We start from the raw sequence: 26,644 nt of genomic DNA, 5'->3' as shown, positions 1-26,644 counted from the left end.
TAAAAAGGTAATTAGTACCTACCAATATATTGTTGTATATGTAAAATATAGAATCATTAGTTGATATATCTCTTGAAAAATAAATATAAGAAAGGAAGAGTCCATATGTCTATACGGCGTAAATGGATATTAGGTTTTCTGTCTGCCGCATTAACTCTTTCTTTAGCTGGAACAGTTGCTGCACTGGCCACGCCTCAGCGCCAGACAAACGCGGTAAGCCAGACGGCTATTGCTGCCTCGCTGTCCGACATGCCAGAGGCACTAAGGCCTTCTATTGAATGGGTCTATAATAACCGAATGCTGAAAGAGAATTCTGTAGGCCGCAAAAATCTCATTTTTGATCAAATCTTTGCCGGTAAGGGAACGATCAATTATGTGGTCCGCTGGCAGTCGCCCAAAAATCTGACGCTGCAGCAGCGTCAGGATATCGAACGAATGCTGGGGCGCCAGTTGAATAACTGGACCAAACATCTCAAGGGGTATGACGGATGGCCTTACGGGGATATCCCGGTCAAAGTTGTGGGCTGGGCCGTTGCGAATCCCGCGCAAATTTTAAACAAACAGCCACATGAAATCGTGTACACGCAAACGATTGTTGATGAGCTTAGCAGAACCGATCCGCGGATTCCATCGGCACTGCCTGTCGCTCCAAGCGCGCTGTCCCGGTTCGAACATTTCAACGATCGGAACTATGTCTATCCTGGAGGGTTGGACAAGCGGTTTGACATGTATCTATGGGCCACGGCCAATTTTGGCGGTGGTGCTGGAGGCGATTGGGGCCAGCGCATGTCGGATGAGTATATTTTAAGCACGGTGAACAACTATGAAGTCCATATTATGGAGCATGAGATCGGCCATGGATTCGGACTGCCTGACTTCTATGGAGCCCAGGATCGCCCGCCCGGAGGGTTTCCGCTGCCGACCATTATGTGGGCGGGGAACTCAACGACGATTACGGATTGGGATGCCTGGCTGCTTCGCTATACCTGGAGCCAGCTCAAAAAGGATGCGCAGCGTTTCCAGCCATAATGATTTAGCCCGCAGGTTCTGAGGGGAACCTATCACTAACACGAAAAGTGAAAAAACGCAACAAAAAAGGCGTGCCGAAGGCACGTCCTTTTTCATGCAGATGCAGGGAAGTAAATTCTGTCGCTTACTTTATCTTAAAGCTGTCCACTAATAGTCGAAAATTGTCTAAAAAACTCGAATAATTATTTATTAATTTGTTATAATAGAAAATTAAGGATATTATATGGCGGTAGACTAGGTTTATAAGTCAAACAACTGGAGGTACACGATGACAAATTATAAAATTAATATGGGGCGCGGGTTTAAAGCCACTACGCTTCTGCTGGTAATGAGTGCGTGCATTTTGCTAAGCGGCTGCGCGGGCAAGGCGCAAACAGGGACCCAGGGAAACGCGCCAGCACCAGGAAAAGGATCTGCAGCAACGAACCAGAATAATACAGGCGGGCAGCCTGAGCAGCAAAAGAAAGCCGTATCGGAGACGGAGGGGCTGCCTTCTGGGGTAAAGGTCCAGAAAGTGCTCAAAGATATTTCGCTCAAAAATAATTATCATAAAAAAGTCGAGCTGCTTACCGATGGAGGCAAACGCATTACAATTACGGATCCCAACGGCGGTCTGGTTCTGCTGAATCTGGAATACGAGGGCACAATTCTGGAGGTCAGTGGGAGGAAGGTTACCGTGCAGCTGGATCATGGCGGACAGCAAACGATGACTATCCCGGACAATATGACGATTGAAGACGATGATAACCTGGGACTCAATAAAGGCGTTGAAATCGAGTGGACGGTCGATGCGGACGGAAACATCCAAAACGTCGAGCTGGATGATTGATGATAAAAATAGCCGGGCACCGCTCAGGACACGTTCCTGCAGGGGCTCGGCTTTCTTTTTGTTAGAATAAACGGGAGGCTTGAAGCGGCAATTACCGGGCGGAGTATCCGCCGTCGATCACGAGCTCGCCGCCCGTAATGTAAGATGCTTCGTCCGAAGCCAGGAACAAAATGGCATTGGCCACTTCCTCGGGTTGTCCCAGACGCTGCATGGGCGTCGCACGAACGAGCATGTCCATCGCTTCTCTGTACTCCGTCAGCTTTGCCGTCATCGGCGTTTCAATAACGCCGGGAAATACCGTATTTACGCGGATATTGAATTGGCCCAGGTCCGCCGCGGCCGCACGTGCAATAGCGCGCAAGGAGCCTTTGGACGCAGAATAATGGTTAAAGCCGGAGCCAATAATTGCCGTATAGGAGGAAGTGTTGACGATCGAGCCTTTGCGCGCTTCCTTCATATATTTCGCAGCATGCTTAATGCCTAGAAATGGGCCGAAAGAGTTGATTTTGTGCATTAGACTCCAGTCGGCTTCGGTAATTTGCTCGGGTGTTTTTTCAGAGGAAATCCCTGCATTATTGATCAAAATATCGATGCGTCCATATTTATCCATAACCGCCTTCGTCAGTTCAGCCCAATTTTGGTCGGAGGATACATCCAGCTTCATGCCCTCGACGTGATTGGTTTCGGCGATCTTGGCCAGATTCTCCTCATTGATATCGGCGGCAATGACGGTTGCGCCTTCGTCCGCGAACAGTTTGGCCATGGCAGCCCCCATGCCTGATGCCCCGCCGGTAATGATTGCGATTTTGTCCTTCAAGCGATCCATTGCCAACATCCTCTCAAGTTGTATGGTGTACTCGAGTCACGGGCAAATCCCCCGTAATCTAACCTCTAGGCTTAACCAGAACAGCTGGTCTTATACGGTCTTGAAGTGGATGTATGACAATCAAATGTTGCGTTAATTTTGGAGGGCTAGTGGAAATTCCATACCATGAAGGATGTAAGGGTCGTAGTAAACCCTCATTTCGCGATTTTTCTATAATTCATCGAATATGTCGTATAAACGATAGATGTTAAATAGAGGAAGGAATGCCGTTAGTCTGCTGCATGCAGCCTAAAAATATGACATCTGCCAGAAACATCTGATAAAATAGAGTGGGGTATCAATCATACCTAAATTTGTAGAGAAAAAGTGGAGGAATCTTACATGAATGTACTAGTTGTTAAAGCCAATAACCGTCCTGCTTCTGAGGGCGTGTCCAGTAGAATGTACGAAACGTTTATGGAGGCAATCAAAGGCCAAGAGAACCTGAACGTAACTACGTATGACGTATTCGAAGAGGATATGCCTTACTTCGGCCAGGATCTGTTCAACGCCTTCGGCAAAATGCAAAACGGCGGCGAATTGACGGATGTTGAGAGCCGTATTTTGGCAGCTAAACAAAAAGCAATGGACGCATTAAGCGCTGCAGACGTCGTTGTATTCGCGTTCCCGCTGTGGAACCTGACCATCCCGGCGAAATTGCAAACCTTCATCGATTACGTCTATGCTGCGGGATTTGCATTTAAATATAATGAGGAAGGTCAACTGGTTTCGTTGATGACGGACAAGAAGGCGATCTTCCTGAGTGCGCGCGGCGGCATCTACTCGACGCCAGAAACAGCGCCGATGGAAATGGCCGTGAATTATATGCGCAGCGTATTCGGCGGCGTGTTCGGCATGCAAATCATCGATGAAGTTGTCATCGAAGGGCATAACGCAATGCCGGCCAAAGCGAACGAGATCATCGAAGACGGCTTGCGCCGCGTAGCGGAAGCTGCTTCCAAACTGGCTCTTCAACACGCGTAATTACCATAGACTTGGCATGATCCGGCACTAGATTAATATCTTATAAACAAGGCTGTCCCCAAAGATCAGGATTGGAATTGATCGGGGATGGCCTTGTTTTTTAGTGCCTGCGTTGAAGGGAGGGGGATGGGGAAAAGTCGCCAAGGTGCCAAGCCTCCAAGCCGCCTGCTGATCAAGATGCCGAACTTCCAAAACACCAATACGCTAACTGATCAAGATGCCAAACTGCCTAAATGCTGAGATGCCCAAGCCGCCAAGCCTCCCAAGCCGTGCGAGCCGCCTAAGGCTCTCGCAGTATCCTTAACGGACCGTAGTTCCGCTATTAGCGAAAAAAACACAAAATTGCAGAGCTAACGGACCGTAGTTCCGCTGTTCAACCAAATGCGGGTGAAAATAGGGATGGCAGGGGCAAATAAAGTCCTCTGTGTCCGATAGAATTCAAAATCGGGGGAAAATGAGTAAATAGCGGCTCGTCTGTCCGTTAGCTTAGTGCTCACAGCTGCTGCATCTAGACCCAGACCCAGACCCAGACCCTGACCAATGAATCCACCAGCCAACTAAACAATAACGTCGGAACATCCGATATTACTAATGATTCGAATGACGGAAGGTGATGGGCATGTTTTTTTTCGGCAAGAAAGCTAGAATTACGGAACAAAAGGTGCAGGAAATCGTAAAAGCGCTGGAGCAAGCCTACACAGCCAAAAATATAGACAAGCTCACCGGAATGTTTCATCCGGACAAGCGGCAAATTTCGTTCCTTAACCATTTTCAGCTGATGATGAACTTTCAGATATACAACATCCAATCTGAAATCCTGAATATGGAAATCCTTACGCTGACCGGGGAAGAAGCTACATTTACATATACACGCAAGCATATTTACACTTGCGTCAATGAAGCGGATGAGAACGGCGAGATTCTTAGCAATATTACCAGTTACTACGTGCAAATAGCCGCTGAGAAAAAGTCTGCCTACATTACGAGATACTCGCCATACAGCGTCTTGCATTTAAATAAGGACGGAGAAATTTTACCGGGAGAGCAGGCGGTTGTTCCAGCAGGGGCACAATTTTTTGAGAGAATGCGGCGCTTTATTAACGAGTTCGATTTAGACGGCTTCCAGGCGGCCACCTATTTGCTATATAACGACAGCGAAATGATCGGCTATTACCCGAAGGCAGAGAGGTACCGCTACAAAACGTCGGAGCAGTTCACCGTCGATTATTTTGAGAAAATGGACGCCGCCTCGATTAAGGAGCATACGGAAGGTTATTTGGAGCAGGACATTTTGGAGCTCGGTGAAATGCTTGAGCTTGGAGCAGACTACTCCATCCTTGAGGCACAGTTTACGACAGATTCCTGCTTGCGGCATGAGCTTGTGCTGAGCCTGGCTGCACCGGACGGCTTTTTCATGATCCGTTACTTGAAGAAGGACGATCGGCCCATCCTGCCAGAGGCACGACAACGCTGGATCGAACAAATGAAATCGGCAGCAGCACAAATTGCAAATAAATAAACATCGTAACACGGGGTACCCGCAATCGCTTAGGATGAGAGGGGAACCCCGTTTGTTTTGCAGCATGGGGCAATATTTGTTATTCATAGCATGAAATAGATATTACGATGGGTATCCGCACGCTCATTAATTATGTAAAATATCGATAACAGAACTTGTAAGCGCTTGCTATGATTGACCATAAATGAGGTGGCCTTCTTGATAGGGAAAATTCGCGGACTAATGAAGGAAGCCGGCATCTATCACAAAATGCTGATACTGATTACGCTGCTGATGATCGTCAGCTTCTCCTTGTATTGGATCGCACTAAAGTATGTGACCGACCTATACGACAGGCAGATGTACGAGCGAACGTCCCAGGTGTTGAACAGCTCGGCGCTTGGGATTGAGAATCAGCTGAGGGAGCAGGAGGGGTTGTCGTTCCGGGTATTCTCCGACGAGCAGCTGCAGCGCAGCCTGGCCGGCCTGAAGCTGGAGAGCGTTACGTCTTACCAGAAGGCCGTTCAGCGCAAAAAAATAATGGATCGTCTCACCGCGATCGCCGGTTCCGAGAAGTTCGTCTATTCGATCATGGTCATCGACCCGGAACGGCATATTCTGATCGGAGGCAATCGGGCAGGTCTAGCGCAGGATCTGCAGACCGAGCTCATGACGATCGCCGAAGACGCAGACGGATCGAACGTTTGGTACGTCGGAAGCGACCGGTCGCTGTACGCGGTGCGGCAGATCAAGTCGTTCAGCGGGACGACCTTCCCCCGGGACGACCTGGGCACGCTCATCATCCGCTTCCGCAAGGAGCGGATTATGGAGGATTACGTGCAGAGCGGCGGGGATAGCAGCCATCTGATCATTACGGACGGGAGCAAGATTATCTATCCCGATCATCCGCTCATCCCGGAGGAGGAAATTGCCGACGAGCTGGTGCGTTCCGAATCCTACGGGTTAACGACCGTGGGAGGGAGCAAGTATTTTTTCACGCGGGTGAGATCGTCGGATTTAGGCTGGACTTATTTAAATATGACCCCGTATGACAGCATGTTCCGCAACATATCATTCGTCAAAGACCTTGTTACGATCATCTTCGTCCTTATTTTGCTGATCGGCATTGCGCTGGGGGTCAAATTGTCGCGCAGCATCACACGGCCGATTGAGCAGCTGATCAAGAAGATGCGCAAGATTGAGAAGGGCGATCTCGACAACCTTGAGGAACAGTCGCTTGGAGAGGTGCCGAGGACTTCGCAGACTGAGGTTGAGCATTTGCAGCGCACATTTAAAATGATGATCCAGCGCATCCGCGAGCTCATCAACCAAAATTATGCGAAGCAGCTCGTCATTCGGGAAAGCGAATTAAAAGCGCTCCAAGCGCAAATCAACCCGCATTTCTTGTACAACACGCTGGATTCGATCAATTGGCTGGCCAAAGTGAACCGCCAGACGCAAATTTCGCAAATGGTTGAGGCGCTCGGCTTCCTCTTGCGGAGCTCGCTCAGTGACGGAACCAGCCTGATCACCCTGAAATCGGAACTGGATATCGTGCACAGCTATGTAACGATTCAGCGCATTCGCTTCGAGGAACGGCTGGACTTCCAATTGGAGGTGCCTGATGAATACCTGGACGCCCTGATTCCGAAAATGACGCTCCAGCCCCTGCTCGAGAACGCTATTCATTACGCCCTGGAGCCGAGAATCGAAACCTGTCATATCCGCATCATCGTCGAGGAGTCGGCCGAACGCGGCGGCGGGCTGGATATCCGGGTAGAGGACGACGGCCCGGGGATGGCGCCGGAATTTCTGACAGAGCTCAGAGGCGGGCGGATCCAGACCCGGGGCAAAGGCATTGGGCTGTCCAACATCGAGGAACGCATCAAGCTGACCTTCGGCTCCGAATGGGGCATCCGTATTGACAGTGAGCCAAACGTCAGGACGGCGATTCATATCCGTATTCCATACAGACAAGGAGAGGACGAGGATGTATAAGGTGCTGCTCGTAGACGACGAGCGGATGATATTGGAGGGAATTCAGCAGATCGTGGACTGGAGCAGCGCGGGAACCGAGCTGATCGGCATCGCGCGCAACGGAATCGAGGCCTATGAGCTAATCGCCAAAGAGCAGCCGGATTTTGTCATCAGCGATATATCCATGCCTGGGATGAACGGGCTGGAGCTGGTAGAGAAGACGCTGCAATCGTTCCCGAATATCCGGTTCATCATGCTGACGGGGTACAAGGAGTTCGAATATGCGCGCAGCGCCATGCAGTTTGGCGTGAAGCATTATCTGCTGAAGCCCTGCAACGAGGCGCAAATCTATGAAGCGTTGGCAGAGCTTGTGTCCGAACGGGAGGAGCTGCGCGAGAGGGAGCGGTTCGTTGCACGGATGAAGGACGGGCTAAGCAAGGTGCTGCCCCATGTGAAGGAGCAGTTTTTGCGCGAACTCGTATCCAATAAGACCTACGGGCGCAGCGATCTGGAATATTATCGCGAGCTGTTTGGTCTTGAATCGGCAGAGGAGCCTGTTCGCCTGCTCCTGTTCCAGTTGGAGGACTCCCACGAGTACGAGCATTTATTTGCCTTGAAAAATATTGCCGAGGACTTGCTGACGGGTGTCCTGCTGGGAGCGACGCTCAACGGCAGGCTGCTCATGGCCGTCCGCGAGGTGCCGGATCCGGCCCTCCTGCTGCGGAGCATTGAGGAAGTGAAGCGGACGTTCCTTGGCTTCTACAGCGTAGAGCTGACCGTGGCGCTCAGCGAAGCCGGGCCGATGGAGGCAGCGCGCAGGCTGTACCGCGAGGCCCTTGAATGTATGAACCACCGCTTTTACGTCGGCGAGGGGAGCCTCATCACGCAGAGCGACCTGCCGGCAGACGAACGGGGAAGCGGGGATGTCGAGCTGGACGAGGAGCGGATAGCGCTGCTGATCAAGTCGGGCCTCAGCGACGAGGTCGAGCGCGAGTTGGAGCGGCTGTTCTGCCAGCTGGCGGAGCTGTGCCTGGAAATCGGCGTCACCCGCTCCTACGTGCTGGAGCTGTACGCGATATTGATCCGCCTTTGCTCACCGGAGGACCGTCACCGCTTCACGGCGCAAATGGCCGAGATCGTCAGGCTGGATACCTTGTCCAGCCTGAAGACCTTCGTCAAGGAAGCGGCCATTCACGTCACCTCCGGCTACTACAAGAACAGCATCAGCCGCCGCTCCTCGATCGTCGAGAGAATGCTCTCGATCATTGAGCAGCATTACATGGATGACGAGCTTACTCTGAACGGAGTGGCGCACGAGATGCTGTACATGAATCCCGACTATCTCGGCAAAGTGTTCAAGCAGGTAACGGGAGACAACTTCTCCCATTACTTGAGCCGCCTGCGGATCGAGAAGGCGGCCGAGCAGATTCGCCGCAGCGGTGATGTGAAGGTGTTTGAGCTAGCCGATTCTTACGGCTTCGGGGGCAACTCCAAATATTTCAGCCAGGCGTTCAAGAAATGGATGGGCATGACGCCAACGGAATACCGCAAATCGCTGGAAGACGGCAAAGCCGAGTAAAGCACCTCTGATTTTTATACCTTTAAGTCGGATGAGTGAGTTTCCTTACACCCCCTTTAGGGGCGAAAATAAAACTTGTAAGCGTTAACAAACTAGCGTTCGACGAAAGGAGAGCATGTTTGTGAGGAAGAAAACCGCTTTATGGATGTTGGTTGCCCTGCTGTTCATTTTGCCTGCCTGCAGCGGCGGAGGCAGCACCGGAGGTGCGAGTAACGGAGGGGGCGATGACAAGCCCGCACAAGAGAGCAAGGGCAAAAAAGATACAACGACGCTGAGAATTGCCTGGTGGGGAGGCGATAAGCGCCATGAATATACCCAGCAAATCGTCGATAAGTATCAGGAGCTGAACCCGAATGTCAAAATTGACGTCGAATATGCTGCATTTGACGACTATTGGAAGAAGCTCGCGCCCCAGGCGGCTGCGAACCAGCTGCCGGACATCGTGCAAATGGACATCTCTTACATCGTGCAATACGCCAAAAACGGCCAGCTTGAGGACCTGACGCCTTATATAGGCAATCAAATCAAAATTGATGACGTTAACGATAATGTGATTTCCACGGGAAAAATCAACGACGTCCAGTACGGCGTGCCGACTGGTGTGAACGTGCTTGGATTTCAATACGACCCAGAGCTGTTGAACAAAGCCGGCGTCGACAGCATCCCCGAAAATTGGACTTGGGATCAATATGAGGAAATCGCCATGAAGGTTAGAGACGCGGGTTATGTCATGGACGGCTCCATGGCGCCGGATATTTTCTTCCATTACTTCCTTCGTACCCATGGATATTCCCTGTATAACAAGGAAGGTACGGCGCTCGGCTATGAGGATGATGCTTTGTTCACCGAATTCTTCGGGCGTCTGGCCAGGCTGATCAAAGAAGGCGCCGTTCCTTCCCAAGAGAAGCTGACGCAAACGAAAGGCATTTTGGAGGAATCGGAAATCGTCAAAGGAATGGGTGTCGGCGTATGGCAATGGTCTAACCAGTACGTTGGACTCCAGGCTGCGGTCAACCGGCCGATGGAGCTGGCGCCTATGATGGGACCGGATATGGAGAAGGGCCTGTACATGCAGCCGAGCATGTTCTGGTCGATCACTTCTCATTCTAAGAACAAGGAAGAAGCGGCGAAATTTATCGATTTCTGGATTAACGACGTAGAAGCCAACAAAATGATTAAGGGTGAGCGCGGAGTTCCAATCTCGGCTTCGATCAAAGAAGCGATCGTCTCCGAATTGTCGGAGCCGGAGAAGCAGGTATTCGACTTCGTTGCGGCTATGGAAGAGAAGAGCTCACCGATGAGCCCGGCCCCGCCGGTAGGCTCGCCGCAGGTGATCGCCTCCCTTGCCGACCTGGTGGAGCAGATCAACTACGGGCAGATGACTCCGGAGAAAGCGGCTGCTGCGTTCCGGCAGGAAGCGAACGGCATCCTGGCTAACAATAAATAGGCTTAGGCTGTCCTAGACCACTTGAGCGCGGCGGTAAATCAGCTATTGGGGTGAAGAATTCCCGTTTACTGCCGCTGCTCAGGTGGATTTCATGTTCACCATACTGCCAGGAGGTGCAGATGCCTTGCGGAAACAGTCACTCAGAGCCAATTTGACCGGATATGCTTTTATTAGTCCGTTTGTGATCGGTTTCTTGGTCTTTACGTTTATTCCGATTTTGATCTCATTGTATTTGTCATTCACGAATTACAATTTATTTAACGACCCGCAGTGGGTCGGATCCTTCAATTTCAAAAAAATGTTTACCCAGGATCAGAAATATTGGAACTCGGTCAGAGTTACTTTTATATATGTATTTGCCGGCGTGCCGCTGCGGCTGATGTTTGCCTTGTTCGTGGCCATGCTGCTCAATACGAAGTCGCGCATGGTCGGCTTCTACCGGACTGTGTATTATTTGCCATCCATCATTGGCGGAAGTGTCGCCGTTTCGATTATGTGGCGTAACATTTTTAACGAACAGGGCATTGTAAACAGCCTGCTCATATTTCTCGGCATACCGCCGGTGGCTTGGTACGGCGACCCTAATGCCGCGCTTGGCACGCTGATCGCGCTGTCGGTATGGCAATTCGGATCGTCCATGCTGATCTTCCTGGCTGGTCTGAAGAATATTTCCCCAGAGATGTACGAGGCGGCAAGCATTGACGGAGCAACCGCTCCCCGCAAATTTTTCAAGATTACGCTGCCGCTGCTGAGCCCGATTATTCTATTCAACCTGATCATGCAGACGATCAGCGCATTTATGACCTTTGTGCCGGCTTATATTATTTCCAAAGGGGAAGGAACGCCGATGGACGGAACCTTGCTGTACTCCCTGTATTTGTTCCGGCAGGCTTTCATGTTTAACAATATGGGCTACGCCGCGGCGATGGCTTGGGTCATGCTTATCATGGTCGGCATCATGACGGCGATTCTGTTCAAGACATCGAAATTGTGGGTGTTCTATGAGTCGAAAGGAGGCCGTTAATCATGGTTGCAGGCAAATGGAAATGGCCGGTCTACCATCTTTTTGTCGGGGCAATTGCCATTCTTATGCTGTACCCGATCATCTGGCTGTTCATGAGCTCCTTCAAGGAGAGCCGGACGATCTTTGCCACGGCCTCGCAGCTTGTCCCGCAGTCCTGGGATTTTGGGAACTATGCCGCAGGCTGGGCCGGTGTCGGAGGACAGCCCTTCGCCCAGTTTATCGTCAATTCGCTCATCATCGTGGTGCTGGCTACCATCGGCGCCGTCATTTCCTCGGCGCTGGTCGCCTTCGGCTTCGGCCGGCTTGATTTTAAAGGGCGCAATCTGTGGTTTGCGCTAATGATGGTGACGCTGATGCTGCCCCATGACGTGGTGCTTGTCCCGCAATATATTATTTTCTCGAAGCTCGAATGGCTGAACAGCATGAAGCCGATTGTCATCCCGAATTACTTCGGAGCGCCGTTCTTCATTTTCCTGATGATCCAATTCATCCGCTCCATTCCGATCGAGCTCGATGAGGCGGCAACGATCGACGGCTGCGACAAATTCCGGCTCTTCTACCGCATCATTCTGCCGCTCATTAAACCAGCGCTCGCTACGGCGGCAATCTTCTCCTTCTATTGGCGGTGGGAAGATCTGATCGGCCCGGTACTGTATTTGAATTCGCCGCAGAAATATACCGTGTCGATGGGGCTGAAGATGTTCCTGGACAGTGAGTCCGGGTCCAACTGGGGAGCGATGTTCGCGATGTCCATCGTCAGCCTGATTCCGGTCGTCGTTGTATTTTTTATGTTCCAGAAACAAATTGTAGAAGGAATTAGCAGCAGCGGATTGAAAGGCTAGCAGACGTTGACGGTTAGCCATAGGAGACCATCGCGGGGAGGGGGAATTGTATGAAAGATGAGAGGAAAGGAGCCGCGGCGCCTGGACTGGAGAAAATATCGTGGAAATTCGACTTTGGGCCAGGGCAGCCGGCGGAAGGCTATACTGGCGTGACCGCGGAGAGTGTGTATGACTCAGCGGCCGGATATGGATTCGAGGACATAAACGGTGTGTATGCCCGGGATAGATTGGCCGCTGCCGCTGCCGTTCCCGGCGATGCCAGAGCCATGCTGTATCATCGCTTCTGCATTCCGGTGGGAGCTACGTTTACGGCAAATGTGCCGGACGGCGTATATGTGGTGAGCATTCTGGCAGGAGACGCTTTGGCGGAAACGCATACCCTGCTGAAGGTCGCCGGCAGCAAGCGGGTGCTGCCGCCGATCCGCTCAGCAGCCGGGCAGTTTATCGAGGAGAAATTCGCAGTTCCTGTGCGGGGCGGCCGCTTCCGCCTGCAAGTGTCAGGGCAGGCGCCTCGCCTGAATATGCTGGAGCTTCAGCCTGCGCCCAATACGCTGACCCTGTTCCTTGCGGGTGATTCCACCGTGACGGATCAGCCGGAGGACGGCTATCCCTACGCGGGGTGGGGGCAGCTGCTGCCCGCCTTGTTCAAGCACGATGTCTGTGTAGATAATCATGCCCAGTCCGGGCGCAGCTCGCGGAGCTTCATCGAGGAAGGGCGCCTGGAGGCGATTCTGCAGCTGATCAAACCTGGCGATTTCCTGCTGCTCCAGTTCGGCCATAACGACGAGAAGCCCGATCCCCGGGGGACGGACCCGTTTACGACATTTAAGCAGCATCTGCTGCGTTATATCGAAGCCGCTCGGGAGAAGCGGGCCTACCCGGTGCTGGTGACGCCGGTGCATCGCCGATATTTCAACCCGGATGGAACGCTCTCTGATACGCATGGAGATTATATCACGGCCATGCAGGAGCTGGCCGCAGAGACGGATACGCCGCTTATTGATCTTGCTGCCCGAAGCAAGCGATTGTTCGAGGCAGCCGGGCCAGAGGGCTGCAAAGACCTGTTCATGTGGGTGTACCCGGGCGAATACATGAACTTCCCTGCGGGCGTGCGGGACAACACGCATTTCCAGGAGCAGGGGGGAGAAGCGATCGCCCGGTTAATTGCCGACGGAATTCGCGATTTGCAGCTGCAGCCTTTATTCATGTATCTCAGGTAACGTATGGGAGGAACAAATGATCACAGAGCCATTTAGGGGAGGAGAGCTAGACATGCCAGCATTGGTTTATGATGAGGCGAAGGTGAAGCAGATGATCGACCGGGTCGTCGAACGTACGTTTAATATGGATTTCAACTGGGACTGGCCGGGCGGCGTAGCATATTACGGGGTCTGCGAAGCGTACGAGGCAACGGGAAATGAGGAGTATCTAACTAAGCTGAAAGCCTGGGTCGACGAGCATATGGAGGACGGCCTGCCGAAGCTTTCCGTAAACGGCGTGTCAATCGGCCACTGTCTGCTGACGCTATATCAGGTCTACCAGGACGAGAAATATTTAAACACGGCTGTCGAAATGGCGGAATTTTTGAAAAATAAAGCGGAACGGTTCGCGGATGGTATTTTTCAGCATACGGTGAATTCGGTGAATGACGTATTTCCCCAGCAGGCTTGGGTGGATACGATGTTCATGGCGGGTTATTTTCTGCTGCGCATCGGGCATCTGCTCGGAAACAAGGAATATTTTGAGGACGGCCTGAAGCAGTATCACGGACATGAGGAGTTTCTGCAGGATCCGGACACGAATCTTTACTATCATGGCTGGGATCATTTAAACCAGAACCATATGTCCGGTATCTACTGGGCCCGCGGCAACAGCTGGGCGGCGCTCACGATGTCGAAGGCGCTGCAGTACGTCGAGGTTCAGCACCCATCTTATATGATCATCGACGGCTCTTTGCGGGATCAGCTCAGTGCACTCGTCAGGCTGCAATCGCCCGAAGGGCTGTGGCATACGGTGCTGGATGACGAGACCTCTTACCTGGAAACCTCCGGATCAGCTGGGATCGCTACAGCGCTGCTGATGCGGGGAAGATTGTACAACAAGTATACGCAAAAATCGATCGAAGGCATTCTGTCCCGGATCAAGGACGACGGCACGGTGACGGACGTTTCGGCCGGTACGGCGGTCATGAATGATGTAGAGGGGTACAAGGATGTGCCTTGCAAACGGATCCAAGGCTGGGGACAGGGGCTGGCCCTGGCGTTCCTGGCGCAGCTGCTGCGCTCCAAGGAAGATCCGTACAATTAACAAGAAGGGAGAACCGCCAATATGGAAGTTCAAGCAAAAGGACACCGTTTCTGGGTCATACCCGACGGATATATTCCGCCGGACAGCCGGGGAGAACTCGTCAGCCACGAAAGCATCTGCGTGCTGAATTGCGGGGAGACGCCGGCAAGGCTTGGCATTACCGTTTATTATGAAGACCGCGAGCCGCTGGAGGGCATTGAGGCTATTGTTGAAGGCCGCCGCACGAGGCATATTCGCACTTCCTCCCTGGAGAGCGGCGGAGAGCGAATCCCTGCCGGGGTGCCTTATGCGCTAACGGTAGAAAGTGATGTTCCCGTCATTATTCAATACAGCCGGCTCGATACTACCCAGCCGGAGCTGGCACTGATGAGCGTCATGGCCTATCCTATTGAAAATTAGCCGTGTCCTGCTCAAAATTTCATCTAAATTAAGCTTGCTAAAAAACGCCGTGAGGCGTTTTTTTTCCTGGGAAGGATGCTTATACAGCAACCCTTAAAAGCGCTAAATATTTACAAAACTTAAATTACCAATATAGTTAAAAGGTAATATATTATGGTAAAATATTTCTTAAAAGTAGGAAAGGAGAGATATTTTGAAAAGCGTCTTTAGTTATCAGACGGCGTTACCTGACGGTCAGTGGGTCTATTTGAAGGACGTGAACCAGAGAACGATTCAGCAGTGGAACAGCTCCTTTGCACTTAGCGGGCATCATGTTTACATGGATCAATTGAAGTGTATTTCAGAAGAGGAAATGATCCAAAGATTAGCTACCCACCAAGAGCTGATCTCCGTAGTGGAAGAAGAGCTGAAAGCGCTTCACCGGTTTTTGATCCGGCCGTTTATATTTTTTTTGACGGATACGGAGGGTGCGACGCTTAGCTTGAGCGGCCCCGAGCATGTGGTCGCTTCGCTAAAGGAGCATAATGTCAGGGTTGGCAGCTTGTTTGATATAAAGCACGCGGGGATCAATGCGCTGTCCGTCGCGATGGAAACGGGCTGCATTGCTGTTATTCGCGGGGAAGAGCATCACCTGAAGCTGTTTGCGGGCTGGTCCTGCATCTGCGCTCCTATCTGCATCAACGGTGAAATTAAAGGATATTTGGACATGTCATTATCCGTCAACGAAGATATTACATACGTCGTACCGCTGCTGCAGCAATTAATAGACCGCGTCGTAGGGAGACTGCCTCATCCAGAGCAGAGGAAGCAGGCGATTTACCTTGCATTTGATAAATGCGGATTGACCAAACGGGAGAAGGAAATCGGCTATCTGTGGATGCATAATCATTCGGTAGGGCAAATCGCCAAAATGCTGTATATTGCTCCAGGAACCGTGAAAAATACGCTAAAAAATGTCTACAAAAAAACCAATGTCAGCGATAAGGGAGAATTCATTATCAAATTTCATCCTTAATACGAGCATTAGGGAAATTTAGCCTCGAAATATCCCTAAAGGGATATTTACAAGGAATAGCCCATAAATGGTATAATTTAGGAAACGGCCTGTACACAACTAAATTGCGGATGGGACGATCTGAAATGATATTTTTGGGCAAATACCACTGCATCAAGCAATTCGATATCAAAGACTGCGGTGCGGCTTGTCTGGCCACGATTTCTAAGCAGCATGGGCTGAAGATTCCGATATCGCGGATACGGGAGACAGCCGGAACGGACAAGAGGGGTACGAACGTCTACGGTGTCATTAAAGCCGCAGAGAGCCTTGGGTTCACAGCCAAGGGGGTGAAGGCAGCCCAGGAATCCATTTTTGAGCCAATTCCTTTACCGGCCATCGCACACGTCATAATTGATCAAACATTACTCCACTACGTAGTCATACATAAAGTTACGAAGAAGGAACTTATCATTGCCGATCCGGCAAAAGGAATTGTAAAGTATACGCCCGAGGAATTCTTTAAGATTTGGACAGGCGTGCTTATTCTGATGGTTCCGGCGCCTACCTTTCAAAAGGGGGATGAGACGAAAGGATTATTTCCCCGGTTTTTCAGTCTTTTAATTCCTCAACGCAAGCTTATCTTTAGCCTGTTCATGGCGTCAATTCTCTATACCATATTAGGAATTCTCGGTGCATTCTACTTTAAGTTCTTGTTGGATGAAATTTTGCCTCACGGTTTGGACAAGACCTTGCATATGGTCTCCGTCGGCGTTATTGCTTTGACTCTGTTCAGAATATTGTTAAGCGCTTTCCGCAATCATTTGCTGCTATATTTGAGCCAGAAGTTAGATATTTCCTTAATCCTCGGCTACTACCAGCATGTGCTTAAGCTGCCGATGAATTTCTTCGGCACCCGCAAGACGGGAGAAATCATCTCCAGGCTGATGGACGCCTCCAAAGTGAGAGACGCGATATCGGGGGCAACCTTAACGATCATGATCGACGTCATCATGGCGCTGATCGGCGGGTTCATTTTATACTCCCAGAGCCCGTTTCTGTTTGGGGTAACCTCAACGATGATCCCCTTGTACCTCGTGCTTGTATGGGCGTTCCATAAGCCGTTTGAACGGATGAACCGCAAGCAGATGGAGGACAACGCTCAGTTGAACTCCTACCTGGTAGAATCGATCAACGGGATCGAGACAGTCAAGGCGTACAATGCGGAGCAGAAAGCGAATTTCGAGACGGAGAAGAAGTTTGTTGTTTTGCTGCGGAGCGTGTTCCGCTTCGGTTTTTTCAATAATGTGCAGGCATCATTAAAGGGGCTGGTTCAGGCGCTCGGGGGAATCGTTATTTTGTGGGCAGGAGCCTACCAGGTTATCCGCGGCAATTTGTCGATGGGTCAATTGATCACCTTCAATGCGCTGCTCGCTTATTTCCTCGAACCGATCCAGAATTTGATCAACCTTCAGCCGATGGTCCAGACGGCCGTAGTTGCCGCAGACCGGCTCGGGGAGATTCTGGATCTTACGCCGGAGAAGGAGAAGGGTGAAGACCGGAAGATCAGTCCGGTATCGCTGAAAGGGCAGATCAAGCTCCAGAACCTGGATTTCCGGTATGGCACAAGACAGCTTGTCTTGAAAAACGTGAATTTAACGATCTCTCCCGGGGAGAAAATTGCTTTCGTCGGCGAGAGTGGATCAGGAAAGACGACGCTGATTCAGCTGCTTATGCGTTTCTATTCCCCCGAGAAGGGCGATATTCTCATTAATGACAACAACATTAAGGACATTAACATAGATACGCTGCGCGAGAAGATTGCTTATATTACGCAGGATACGTTTTTCTTCAGCGGTACGATCCGTGATAACCTCTGCCTTGGGATCGATGACGAGACGGAGCTGGAGCGGGTCGTGGAGGCAGCGAAGATAGCCAAGGCTCATGATTTCATTAACGAGCTGCCGTTAAGATACAACACGGTACTGGAGGAGGATGCGTCCAACTTATCCGGCGGACAGAAGCAGCGTCTCGCGATTGCAAGAGCGATCCTGAAGCAGCCGGACATCCTCATTATGGATGAAGCGACGAGCAATTTGGATTCGACGACGGAGAAGGCGATTTCGGAGACCATACATAATCTGGATGATGTGACTACAATCATCATCGCTCATCGCTTGAGCACGATTATGCGCTGCAACCGGATTTTTGTCATGGATCACGGTGAAATTATTGAGGCCGGGACGCATGCGGAGCTTATGGGCCGCGGGGGCAAATATTACGAGCTGTGGAAGGATCAGATCCCGGAAGGGATAAATGAACTGGGCACGCAGGGACAAGGCATGCTGGAGACGGTCAGCAAATAACTGCCACGGCGGATGAAAGGACAACGGCCTATCATGAGCACACCAGGGAAGTAGGTAGGACGAATATGAGAGCAGTCATTAGGGATATGGGAGAGATCACCGACAGCCGGGAGATCATGGAGGCGCGGACGAGCCCGTTTATCTCAATATTCCTCGGTTTTCTGGTTCTTATTCTAGTTGTCGGGCTGATATGGGCCTCCATAAGCAAAATTGACATCGTGGTCAAGGCAAGCGGCGTAGTGCGTCCGAATGAAAAGGTAAGCCGCATCCAGAACAAGGCCACAGGCAACGTAGAGAGCGTTTATTACACGGCGGGGCAGAAAGTGAAGGCCGGAGATGTACTGTATACGCTGCATAAGGATCAGCTAGAAGCGGACAAGCTGGCTGCGGAGCTTGATTTGCAGAAAGCTAAGGAACAGCTGGAGGAGCTGGTACAGTTCAAAGCACAAATCCTGTCCGGGAATACGCCGGCAAATCCAGAAGCCGCTGGGCAGCCTGAACGGCTTGGCAGTTTGCTGGATGGCCATTCTACGAAACAGAAATTTCGCGTGGAACTGATTCGGCTGATGGGATTGCTGGAGCAGGCTGAAGAGAAGCAAATGCATCTGGAGCTGTTGAAGCAGTCCATCGCTGCAGGTGCAAATCTATTGCCGCCCGCGACAGAATATTATTACAAATTTCAAGACTATCAAATCAAGAAAGAACAGTATGCGCTGCAGGAGCAAACGGCATCCGAGCATTTTAAAATGGCGGTCCGGCAAGACGGGGATGAAAGCGAGGCCAAGCAGAAGCTGGAGGAGGTGCGGCTGCAGGCCAGCGATTATACCAACGGCTTCGAATTGGCGCTGATTACGGCCATAAATGAGAATGAGCAGTTGTTGAACAAATTGCAGGGAGAAGCGGATGCTCTGTATTTGCAATTGGCCGAATCCATAGAAGCCGAGCAGGAGCGTGTAAAGAGCCTGGAGGAACGCTTGCAGAATCTGGATTTCGCGCTAAGGGATTACGTAATCACAGCTCCGATCGATGGAACCGTCAATGTGATAACCGATATCAATGCGGGGGATTTGCTGCAAACAGGAACGGAATTGCTGACGATTCTGCCGGAGAACGATTCCGAATTCATGATGAAGCTGGCGATATCCAACCAGGACGTGGCGAACATCCAAGTAGGGGATACGATCAAATATAGTTTCTTTGCCCTTCCTTCCAATGACTACGGCATGCTGCAGGGTACGGTGCGATCCATCAGCGGAGATGCGGTCATGAACCAGCAGGATGGATACAGCTATTATGCTGTCGAAGCCGACATCCAGAACAAGCCGCTTCAGAGTAAGAAAGGAGAGGATGCTTACATCAAGACGGGGATGATGGCCGAAGCGCAAATCATTACGAGAAGCGAGACGGTGCTGGAATATATGCTGAAAAAGCTAGATTTGAAGCAGTGACTGGAAAGGAGGTGAAAATAATGAAAATTACACTCGATCCAATGCAAAAGGATTCCATCAGCTCTCATTTTAATGTCGAAATCAACGCAGTCGAGATTTCCCCTGAGGAAATGCAGCATATCGACGGCGGAAGCCTGGAGCGTCCAATCGTTACGACACTGGCTATCGGCGAAGAATGCGATGGCCCGATCATGACGACGCTGGCTCTTGGCGAAGAAGACGGCGGACCGATCGCTACGACGCTGGCGCTCGGCGAAGAAGGCGGCGCCACAACGTTGGCGCTGGGCGAAGAGTGTTTCTAATGCTTAGCAACAAAGGGGGTAATTGTCTTATTGACATTTATCCCCTTTGTGCTTATTTACCAAAACTATCAATTCGGATGTGTAACAGAGAAGGAGGTAACTCATGCCAATCCTCGTGGTCAATCCCATGAACGATGTTCACTGTCGTCATATGGTAACGATGCTCAGAGAGAGGGGGATCGAATATAAGGAGCTTGGCTCGCCGAAGCTGAATGATTATGCGGCCGTCAACGGTGAGCTGATCTATAACGGGGAGCCATTGCGACGGCTTCGCTCCGTTTATTTCCGCAGCATTATGACGCATAATCCCAATCAGCTGACTGGAGGCACTGCGGCCGACCGGTACAACCATCAGCTCCAGTTCTCAGCCCAGGTCGAGGCAGTACGGGGCTGGATGCACGCCCTTCATGAGGAAGGGGCGAGAGTTATCAACGCGCCGAGCAACTCATCGAAATACTATCAATTGAACGCCCTTCATAGACTAGGCATTCCCCTGCCCAGAACCTGTATTACATCTAACCCGGAAATCGCCCGCAATTTCATTTCTGAGGTGAAGGGCGCGGTTTGCAAACCGCTTCCTGGAGGCAGTTATTGCCAAAAGGTAACCCCAGAGCTGCTGGAGCAGCTTGATGCCATCAGCAATGAGCCTGCGATATTCCAGGAGGAAATTCCAGGGGACGACATTCGCGTCAACATGCTGGCCGGACAAATGATTTCTGCTCATAAAATTATCAAATCGAATCCGGACATTCTGGATTACCGGACCGACCCGGAATATCATACCGGAGACGTGCAATATGAGAGCGTTGACTTGCCTGAAGGCGTTGTCAGCTTCTGTGCCAAAGCAATGGAGCAGCTAGGGCTCCGATTCAGCGGCATAGATCTGAGAAGGACTCCGGACGGCGAGTTCGTGCTTATTGAATGCAACAGCATGCCGGCTTTTCTCGATATCGAGCTGAAGACGGGCGCACCGATAACGGCCCGTTTAATCGAGGATTTGCAGGAGGCTCCCCTAATTGAACGCCCCTCATCCTATTCTGCGGCCGGCCCCTATGCTAGAAAGAGAGAGCCAGGAAACCATGCCTACTTATTCGATTACTATGACGTCATGAGCAATTGGAGAAAGCAGGCTAGCAAGTTTAAAGATCGCATTATCGTCAACTTGAATGAGGAACAGAAGGTCCAGATGCTGAAGCAGACCGGATCGCCTAAGGCGCAGATGGAGCTGGAAATCCATGACGGCAAGGTAAAAGTGCTGCGAGTCTGGTAGATCACTCAAATTAGCCCTCAGGGGATATTTACTTATTTTGGCATATTATTAATAATATAGTTAATTAGAGAAACTAACCAGAAAGAGGTAAATACCCATGGCAATTACTATTATCTTCTCGTTCATTGTAGGGTTTGCCGCTGTCTTTATTTATAGCCTGTATGTCAAAAGAAGAAACAACGGAGGGAAGTAGCAAAGGCGTACTTTAGTTAGACATTTACATATAATGCACAGCTCTTAACTAAAGTAAATATTATTTTAAGGAGGAGAATTTATGGATTCTGTTATGCAACTGAATGGCTTTAGCGAACTGTCTCTCCATGAAATGATGGCAATTGACGGCGGCGGTGATTTCAGCTGGAGCGATCTGGGGAAATCGGTAGTCGGCGGTGCGGCCAGTGGTGCCATCGGCGGCGCAGCTAGCGGAGCTTTGGCTGGCGGTGTTGGTGCTGGACCAGGAGCGCTCGTAGGCGGAGCCGCGGGAGCCGTTGGCGGAGCTGCAGCTTATCTCCTTACGTTCTGGTGGTAATTGCCAATTAGCTGTCCAATCTGGCAGCAGCCTTTTGGACAAGCTGACAACATTAACGATAATCATTTGATGATTTCAGTCGGGCATTCCAGCCCGGCTGAATCGTCGTTTATAGAATATAGCAAATCCGAATTTAAAGGCAGTTATAACGGAGTGAGGCCATGATTGCAGCAAAGATCATTTTATCCATCATCATTTATTTGTTTAATGCAGTGATTGCCCTAATTATTAGCAATCTTACGATTCAGCGTTACAGGGCAACGGGGTCCAAGGAACGGGCCTTGTATTTGTTTGGAACGATAAGATTCACTCATTACATATACTACGTAGTTTCGATGGTTGCGATCATCATGCTGCTGGCCAGCTTTTTGCCAAAAACGAAGCTAAATTTTGTTCTCATAACGACGCTGCCATTTGCCTATTTGATGCTCAGTACGATCCTGAGCCAGGCTATTTATCACCGGGTCAGCAGAATCGTTCGAAATGTCGGAACTTCCATGCGGAAGGAATTGGCGATGGCGGCCAAATCCAGCATTCTAATGTACTTGCCGGCACTCGTTGTGCTGCCTCTCAGATTCAATTGGATGAAGATCGAGCTTAGCGGTCTATGGTCTTGTTTATTTATTTTAATCGGGATCGCCGCCTACAACTTGGCTTATCCTTACTTGCTCCGGCTCTCCTTATCGGCCAAACCATTGAAGGATGAAGGAAGGAAGGCGGAGATCGAGAAGTTTTTGCACAAACATGAGATGAAGCGGGTACAGGTATTTGAATGGCCGACGACTGACAGCAAAGTAGCTAATGCGCTCGTCTGCGGCCTGATTTATAAGCAGGTGTTCGTAGCCAGCTATTTGCTGGAGAATCTTTCGTTAGATGAAGTAAATGCCATTCTTGCCCATGAGATCGGTCATATCAGAAGGTTCCATTTATGGATTAAAGCCGTTTTGTTCGTTGCGGCAATTCCTTTATTTTTAGGCCTGACGTCGTTGATGGATCAAGCAGAGGCCAGCGGGTTTCATATACCCATACCTGTCGGGGTTGTTTTTATTTTGGCTTTGCTCCTGGGATATTTGTGGTTTGTGAGCTCGTACGTATCGAGAAAGCTGGAGAGGGATGCGGACGAATACGTGTTAAAGATGGGAATACCAGCGAAGGTATTGATTGCCGCACTAACCAAACTGGCTGAATTGAACCATTCCGTGTTATCGATTCACAGATTCATCGAGAAGCTGCAGACGCATCCTTCGTTCGAGCACCGGATTCAGTGGATTCAAAGTGCTGCACAGCGCCGTTATGGGACGGAAGAGCGGACGATTTCCAAATAAGAAAACACATCTAATAATCCAGGAGGTATATAGGATGGAGCAGACGATTCAAATCGAAACCGGGAAGAGCATCAGATTTGAGAATGTGGCTTCCTATCGCGCAAGAATGAAGCAGTCGGAGATTGATCATAGGCTGGGCCAATTCGTTGCCGTTTTGAAAGGCAGCGGGGCTAAACGCAACGGACCGATGATCTCCGCTACTTTCGCAATAGATCATGATTCGGAAGAGCAGGTTCTGGACATGGAGTTTATGTTCCCGGTCGATCGGCCACTGGATTTGCCGGAGCCTTATGGATTCAAGCCGGTGTTTCAGCTGGTGAATGCGGTTCATACCAGGCATGCCGGAGATCCCGAAGGCTTGGACCGGGTATTCACAGAGCTGGTGAATTACATCCACCGCAACAAGATGATCCAGGTCTCTACCGGATACACGCTATCCATTCAACCGCCCGCCGGCGCGGAGCCGTGCTTCGATGTGTATATTGTGGTGAACGAGTCTATTCTATAACGCAATCTATTAGGTTCGCTGGATTAAACTAGCGAAATAATACCCTCAAGCTCATTCAGAGATGGTATGCTATGTATATTGCGATACTAAGCAGCTGGCTTCATAGCTTATCGACAGAATGAGTGGAGGGGACATAGAGAGATGAATTATAAAATGATCGTGCTGGATTTGGATGATACGCTGCTGCGGGATGACCATACGATTTCGCCTCGCACGAAGCAGGCGCTGATGGATGCGCAGGAGGCAGGGATGAAGGTGGTGCTGGCCTCCGGCCGCCCGACCTTTGCTATGACGCATATCGCCAAGGAATTAGAGCTGGAGAAATACGGCAGCTTTATACTATCCTTTAACGGGGCGAAAATTACCAATTGCGCAACCCAGGAGGTCTTGTTCAGCAGCACTTTGACACCGGAAACGGCCCATGAGCTGTACGCAATCAGCAAGCAGGAGGGCGTATGGATCCATACTTACGTTGGCGATGATATCGTGACTCCGGCACATAATAAGTATACGGATATCGAAGGCGAAATTACGGGGATGCCGATTGTCGAGGCGGAGGATTTTATTGCAGCGGTTCAGGAGCCGGTTGTAAAGGTGCTCATGGTCGATGATCCGGAGAAGCTGGTCGCTTTGGAGAGCAAGCTGAAGCCGCAGCTGGCAGGGGAGCTTAACGTCGTTCGCTCCAAGCCCTTCTTCCTGGAATTTACGGAGGCAGGCGTAGATAAGGGGACGAGCCTGCACCATCTCATCCAGCAGCTGGGTATCAAGCGGGAAGAAGTTATAGCGATCGGGGATAGCTATAATGATCTGGCGATGATTGAATTTGCCGGGCTTGGCGTAGCCATGGGCAATGCTCCCGACGATATTAAGGCTGTCGCAAATTATGTAACCGACACGAATATGGAAGACGGCGTAGCTAAAGTCGTCGAGAAATATATGCTGAATCAAGCGGCATCTACCGTCTAGACACGGAAATAGAAACATAGCCATATGTATGAAGAGCGTTGCCTGAGGGGCAGCGCTCTTTGTTGTTGTTCGCGATGATCCATTCTGTCATAAACGGTGATTTACGAGAAACGATTGACTTCATGAATATGAATTTGTATGATTCACATCAATAAAGTCAGCAGGGGGAGGGCGCATGCGCAGGAACTTTATGATGGAGCGGCTCAAGCAGGTTACGTTCAAAACCGGATCATCGCTATCTTTTTGATCAGCAGCTTGATTCCGTTCATATGTCTCGGCTTCATATCCTTCTATACGATCAATTCGATTCTCGGCAATAAGGTGGAAGCGGCGCTTCAGAACAACCTTAATCAGGAGCTTACCGTGCTGGAGAATACGCTGAAGAACATGAACTATGTCTCGCAGCAGCTCGCTTTTGGAGAAGGGACGAACAAGCTCCTTGAGGAGCTGTTTCATGAGACGGAATCCTATCAGCAGATACAGCTCCGCAACAATATCAAAGCGGAATTGAATGTCCTTTCCTATTCCAACCTCAATTTCGGCCCAATAATACAGCATTCTGACGCGTAAGGATCAGCTTGATATAAAATTCAGGCTGATCTTTTTTTGGGTTGAATAGTGGGGTACATGGTACAGGCTGCGAAGTTTAACGTTGTTTCGGGAGGATACCAAGCTCTTTTACACAAACGATAGGACGTGCACTTTCTTAAGATAAAGTTCTGGTTGTTCCACGGGGCAAGTAACTTGTACCCGTATACCTTTCTTTGCCTTCCAGAATCTCAAGTAACCATTTATTGGAATTATTGAAATTATTGAAAATTTAAAACTAAATGTATTTTATACAGCTAGTTACGCTGATTTATCCAAAAACCATGTGCTAAATGCAAAACATTAGTTTGCCAGAATGGAGCAAATTCGCCGAAATAGCTCAAATCTAAATGTAGGATTTACAGTTAGTTCCCGCTAACACGGCCAAAACCGCTGAACTAACTGCATGAATTACATCTAGTTACCCGATCCTGACCATCTAGTCATAAATCCGTAGTTTAGTTTATTGGAGGAAAAGATTCCGTCCTCTTTTATTGACAATGAGAATCATTATCAATAAAATGTAATTGATCAACTATTGAGAATGGTTATCAATTACGCAGGGCGGAGGAATGAAAGATGAACCAAGCATCATTGGTATATATATCATGGCTTCTCATTGTCAGTGCGGCGATGTGCCGAAGAGAGGGCGAGCGGCAACGGGAAAGTGATGAACAGATACAGAGAGCGAGAGGTTCGGACAGAACGGGCAAGGAGGGGTATATATGCCAAGAGGGCCTTTAAATCATGAGCTGGTACGTGAATTTATTGTAGCGGCGCATGGCGATTATGATGAGGTGGCAAGGCTGCTCAAGCAGGAGCCCGCGCTCGTTCATGGGGTCATCGACTGGGGGAGCGGCGATTGGGAGAGCGCCCTCGGCGCCGCGTCGCATACCGGGAATTTCAGCATTGCAAGACTGCTGCTGGCGCACGGGGCACGGATGGATATTTTTGCTGCGGCTATGCTTGGAGAGCTGAACGTTGTTAAAGCGATCATCGAAAATCACCCCGAGACCGTCTATGCCAAGGGCCCGCACGGTATATCGCTGATTCGCCACGCTGAGGCCGGGGGGAATGCCGCCATTTTCGTCTATGAGTATTTAAGTTCATTTCTATCGAAAGAAGTGGTCGGAAAATGATGGTGATGATGAAGGCCATCCAAACGATCCGGGTTCGAAAAGGCAGGGTAAATGAAGTATTGTCTCGCTTCAGGACGCCTTTACCGGTTCATGCTTTTGAGGGCTTCCTGCTCATGGAAGTGCTGATCAAGGATAACAGCCGGGAATGCGACGAGCTGCAGGTTTGCACGACATGGGAGGATCGGCGGTATTTTGACAAATGGTCAACGAGCAGAGCTGCGCGAACGCTGCATAGTAAAGTCAGGGAGCTTAAGCCGGAAGACAGCCCAATCATTGCCTCCGAGCTGGCGACTTATGAAATAACGGCGCAGTATGAGCCGCCTCGCCAAAAGCTTGACCCAGAACGGACCATGACAGGGCGGATGACAGAAAATGACATTAAACGTCAAATTTTAAGAATATTATAATTATTCCAAATCTCTTGTTATT

25 protein-coding genes are annotated in these 26,644 nt (G+C 50.3%); 24 read left to right on the top strand and 1 reads right to left on the bottom strand.

Features of this window, described 5'->3' with window-relative positions; all coding sequences use genetic code 11:
* Nucleotides 1-105 precede the first annotated feature (105 nt).
* Nucleotides 106-1,029, top strand: coding sequence for a dockerin (locus MKX50_RS21650; RefSeq protein WP_339157767.1), 924 nt, complete (start codon nt 106-108; stop codon nt 1,027-1,029).
* Between the two features lie 268 nt (nt 1,030-1,297).
* Entirely contained in the window at nt 1,298-1,858 is a 561-nt protein-coding gene (locus tag MKX50_RS21645; protein WP_213593978.1) for a hypothetical protein, read from the top strand.
* A gap of 91 nt (nt 1,859-1,949) precedes the next feature.
* On the opposite strand, the gene MKX50_RS21640 is transcribed toward MKX50_RS21645, so the two are convergent.
* Nucleotides 1,950-2,684: an SDR family oxidoreductase gene (locus MKX50_RS21640; protein ID WP_339157766.1), complete on the bottom strand. Its 735-nt coding sequence runs from the start codon at nt 2,682-2,684 to the stop codon at nt 1,950-1,952.
* A 381-nt stretch (nt 2,685-3,065) separates the two neighbouring features.
* On the opposite strand from MKX50_RS21640, the gene MKX50_RS21635 reads away from it, so the two are divergent.
* The 22 genes from MKX50_RS21635 to MKX50_RS21530 all read left to right on the top strand — a co-directional run bounded on the left by MKX50_RS21635 (nt 3,066) and on the right by MKX50_RS21530 (nt 26,622).
* Nucleotides 3,066-3,707 (top strand): FMN-dependent NADH-azoreductase, encoded by a 642-nt coding sequence (locus tag MKX50_RS21635; RefSeq protein ID WP_213593974.1) that lies wholly within the window; start codon nt 3,066-3,068, stop codon nt 3,705-3,707.
* A gap of 619 nt (nt 3,708-4,326) precedes the next feature.
* Nucleotides 4,327-5,226 carry a hypothetical protein gene (locus tag MKX50_RS21630; protein WP_213593972.1) on the top strand — a complete coding sequence of 300 codons (900 nt, stop codon included), beginning with the start codon at nt 4,327-4,329 and terminating at the stop codon, nt 5,224-5,226.
* A gap of 249 nt (nt 5,227-5,475) precedes the next feature.
* Nucleotides 5,476-7,203 carry a sensor histidine kinase gene (locus tag MKX50_RS21625; protein ID WP_213594077.1) on the top strand — a complete coding sequence of 576 codons (1,728 nt, stop codon included), beginning with the start codon at nt 5,476-5,478 and terminating at the stop codon, nt 7,201-7,203.
* A complete protein-coding gene (locus MKX50_RS21620; protein WP_213593970.1) occupies nt 7,196-8,761 on the top strand; it encodes a response regulator in 1,566 nt (521 codons plus the stop codon). Before MKX50_RS21625 ends, MKX50_RS21620 begins: the two co-directional genes overlap by 8 nt.
* 115 nt (nt 8,762-8,876) lie before the next feature.
* On the top strand, nt 8,877-10,208 hold the full coding sequence (locus MKX50_RS21615; protein WP_213593968.1) for a sugar ABC transporter substrate-binding protein: 1,332 nt from the start codon (nt 8,877-8,879) through the stop codon (nt 10,206-10,208).
* Between the two features lie 91 nt (nt 10,209-10,299).
* Nucleotides 10,300-11,232 (top strand): sugar ABC transporter permease, encoded by a 933-nt coding sequence (locus tag MKX50_RS21610; protein WP_213593967.1) that lies wholly within the window; start codon nt 10,300-10,302, stop codon nt 11,230-11,232.
* 2 nt (nt 11,233-11,234) lie between these two features.
* Entirely contained in the window at nt 11,235-12,074 is an 840-nt protein-coding gene (locus MKX50_RS21605; protein WP_213593966.1) for a carbohydrate ABC transporter permease, read from the top strand.
* A gap of 50 nt (nt 12,075-12,124) precedes the next feature.
* Nucleotides 12,125-13,294: a rhamnogalacturonan acetylesterase gene (locus tag MKX50_RS21600; RefSeq protein ID WP_339157765.1), complete on the top strand. Its 1,170-nt coding sequence runs from the start codon at nt 12,125-12,127 to the stop codon at nt 13,292-13,294.
* Nucleotides 13,295-13,346: 52 nt separating this feature from the next.
* Nucleotides 13,347-14,381: a glycoside hydrolase family 88 protein gene (locus MKX50_RS21595; protein WP_339157764.1), complete on the top strand. Its 1,035-nt coding sequence runs from the start codon at nt 13,347-13,349 to the stop codon at nt 14,379-14,381.
* 21 nt (nt 14,382-14,402) lie between these two features.
* Nucleotides 14,403-14,780, top strand: coding sequence for a sensory rhodopsin transducer (locus MKX50_RS21590; RefSeq protein ID WP_339157763.1), 378 nt, complete (start codon nt 14,403-14,405; stop codon nt 14,778-14,780).
* 193 nt (nt 14,781-14,973) lie between these two features.
* Nucleotides 14,974-15,795 carry a helix-turn-helix transcriptional regulator gene (locus tag MKX50_RS21585; protein WP_213593961.1) on the top strand — a complete coding sequence of 274 codons (822 nt, stop codon included), beginning with the start codon at nt 14,974-14,976 and terminating at the stop codon, nt 15,793-15,795.
* Nucleotides 15,796-15,920: 125 nt separating this feature from the next.
* Nucleotides 15,921-18,140, top strand: a complete 2,220-nt coding sequence (locus tag MKX50_RS21580) for a peptidase domain-containing ABC transporter (RefSeq protein ID WP_339157762.1) — start codon at nt 15,921-15,923, stop codon at nt 18,138-18,140.
* A 65-nt stretch (nt 18,141-18,205) separates the two neighbouring features.
* Nucleotides 18,206-19,588: an HlyD family efflux transporter periplasmic adaptor subunit gene (locus tag MKX50_RS21575; protein ID WP_339157761.1), complete on the top strand. Its 1,383-nt coding sequence runs from the start codon at nt 18,206-18,208 to the stop codon at nt 19,586-19,588.
* A 20-nt stretch (nt 19,589-19,608) separates the two neighbouring features.
* Entirely contained in the window at nt 19,609-19,890 is a 282-nt protein-coding gene (locus MKX50_RS21570; protein ID WP_196427216.1) for a hypothetical protein, read from the top strand.
* Nucleotides 19,891-19,993: 103 nt separating this feature from the next.
* Complete coding sequence (locus MKX50_RS21565) at nt 19,994-21,160, top strand: ATP-grasp domain-containing protein (protein ID WP_339157760.1); 1,167 nt, start codon at nt 19,994-19,996, stop codon at nt 21,158-21,160.
* Between the two features lie 274 nt (nt 21,161-21,434).
* On the top strand, nt 21,435-21,689 hold the full coding sequence (locus MKX50_RS21560; RefSeq protein WP_196427215.1) for a Blp family class II bacteriocin: 255 nt from the start codon (nt 21,435-21,437) through the stop codon (nt 21,687-21,689).
* Between the two features lie 161 nt (nt 21,690-21,850).
* The gene (locus MKX50_RS21555; RefSeq protein ID WP_213593952.1) at nt 21,851-23,014 is read left to right on the top strand and encodes a M48 family metalloprotease; all 1,164 of its coding nucleotides are present in this window, start codon (nt 21,851-21,853) and stop codon (nt 23,012-23,014) included.
* A gap of 34 nt (nt 23,015-23,048) precedes the next feature.
* Nucleotides 23,049-23,522, top strand: a complete 474-nt coding sequence (locus tag MKX50_RS21550) for a hypothetical protein (protein ID WP_339157759.1) — start codon at nt 23,049-23,051, stop codon at nt 23,520-23,522.
* Nucleotides 23,523-23,663: 141 nt separating this feature from the next.
* Nucleotides 23,664-24,488, top strand: coding sequence for a Cof-type HAD-IIB family hydrolase (locus MKX50_RS21545; protein ID WP_339157758.1), 825 nt, complete (start codon nt 23,664-23,666; stop codon nt 24,486-24,488).
* A 138-nt stretch (nt 24,489-24,626) separates the two neighbouring features.
* Entirely contained in the window at nt 24,627-25,058 is a 432-nt protein-coding gene (locus MKX50_RS21540) for a hypothetical protein (RefSeq protein ID WP_213593946.1), read from the top strand.
* A 743-nt stretch (nt 25,059-25,801) separates the two neighbouring features.
* Nucleotides 25,802-26,215 (top strand): ankyrin repeat domain-containing protein, encoded by a 414-nt coding sequence (locus MKX50_RS21535; RefSeq protein WP_213593944.1) that lies wholly within the window; start codon nt 25,802-25,804, stop codon nt 26,213-26,215.
* A gap of 5 nt (nt 26,216-26,220) precedes the next feature.
* Nucleotides 26,221-26,622, top strand: coding sequence for an antibiotic biosynthesis monooxygenase (locus MKX50_RS21530; protein WP_339157757.1), 402 nt, complete (start codon nt 26,221-26,223; stop codon nt 26,620-26,622).
* Nucleotides 26,623-26,644 lie beyond the last annotated feature (22 nt).

This window comes from Paenibacillus sp. FSL W8-0186, from assembly GCF_037969765.1.
In the GTDB taxonomy this organism is placed as follows: domain Bacteria; phylum Bacillota; class Bacilli; order Paenibacillales; family Paenibacillaceae; genus Fontibacillus; species Fontibacillus woosongensis.
The sequence above is the reverse complement of the archived record's forward strand: the minus strand, read 5'-3'. Positions and strand labels throughout refer to the sequence as shown.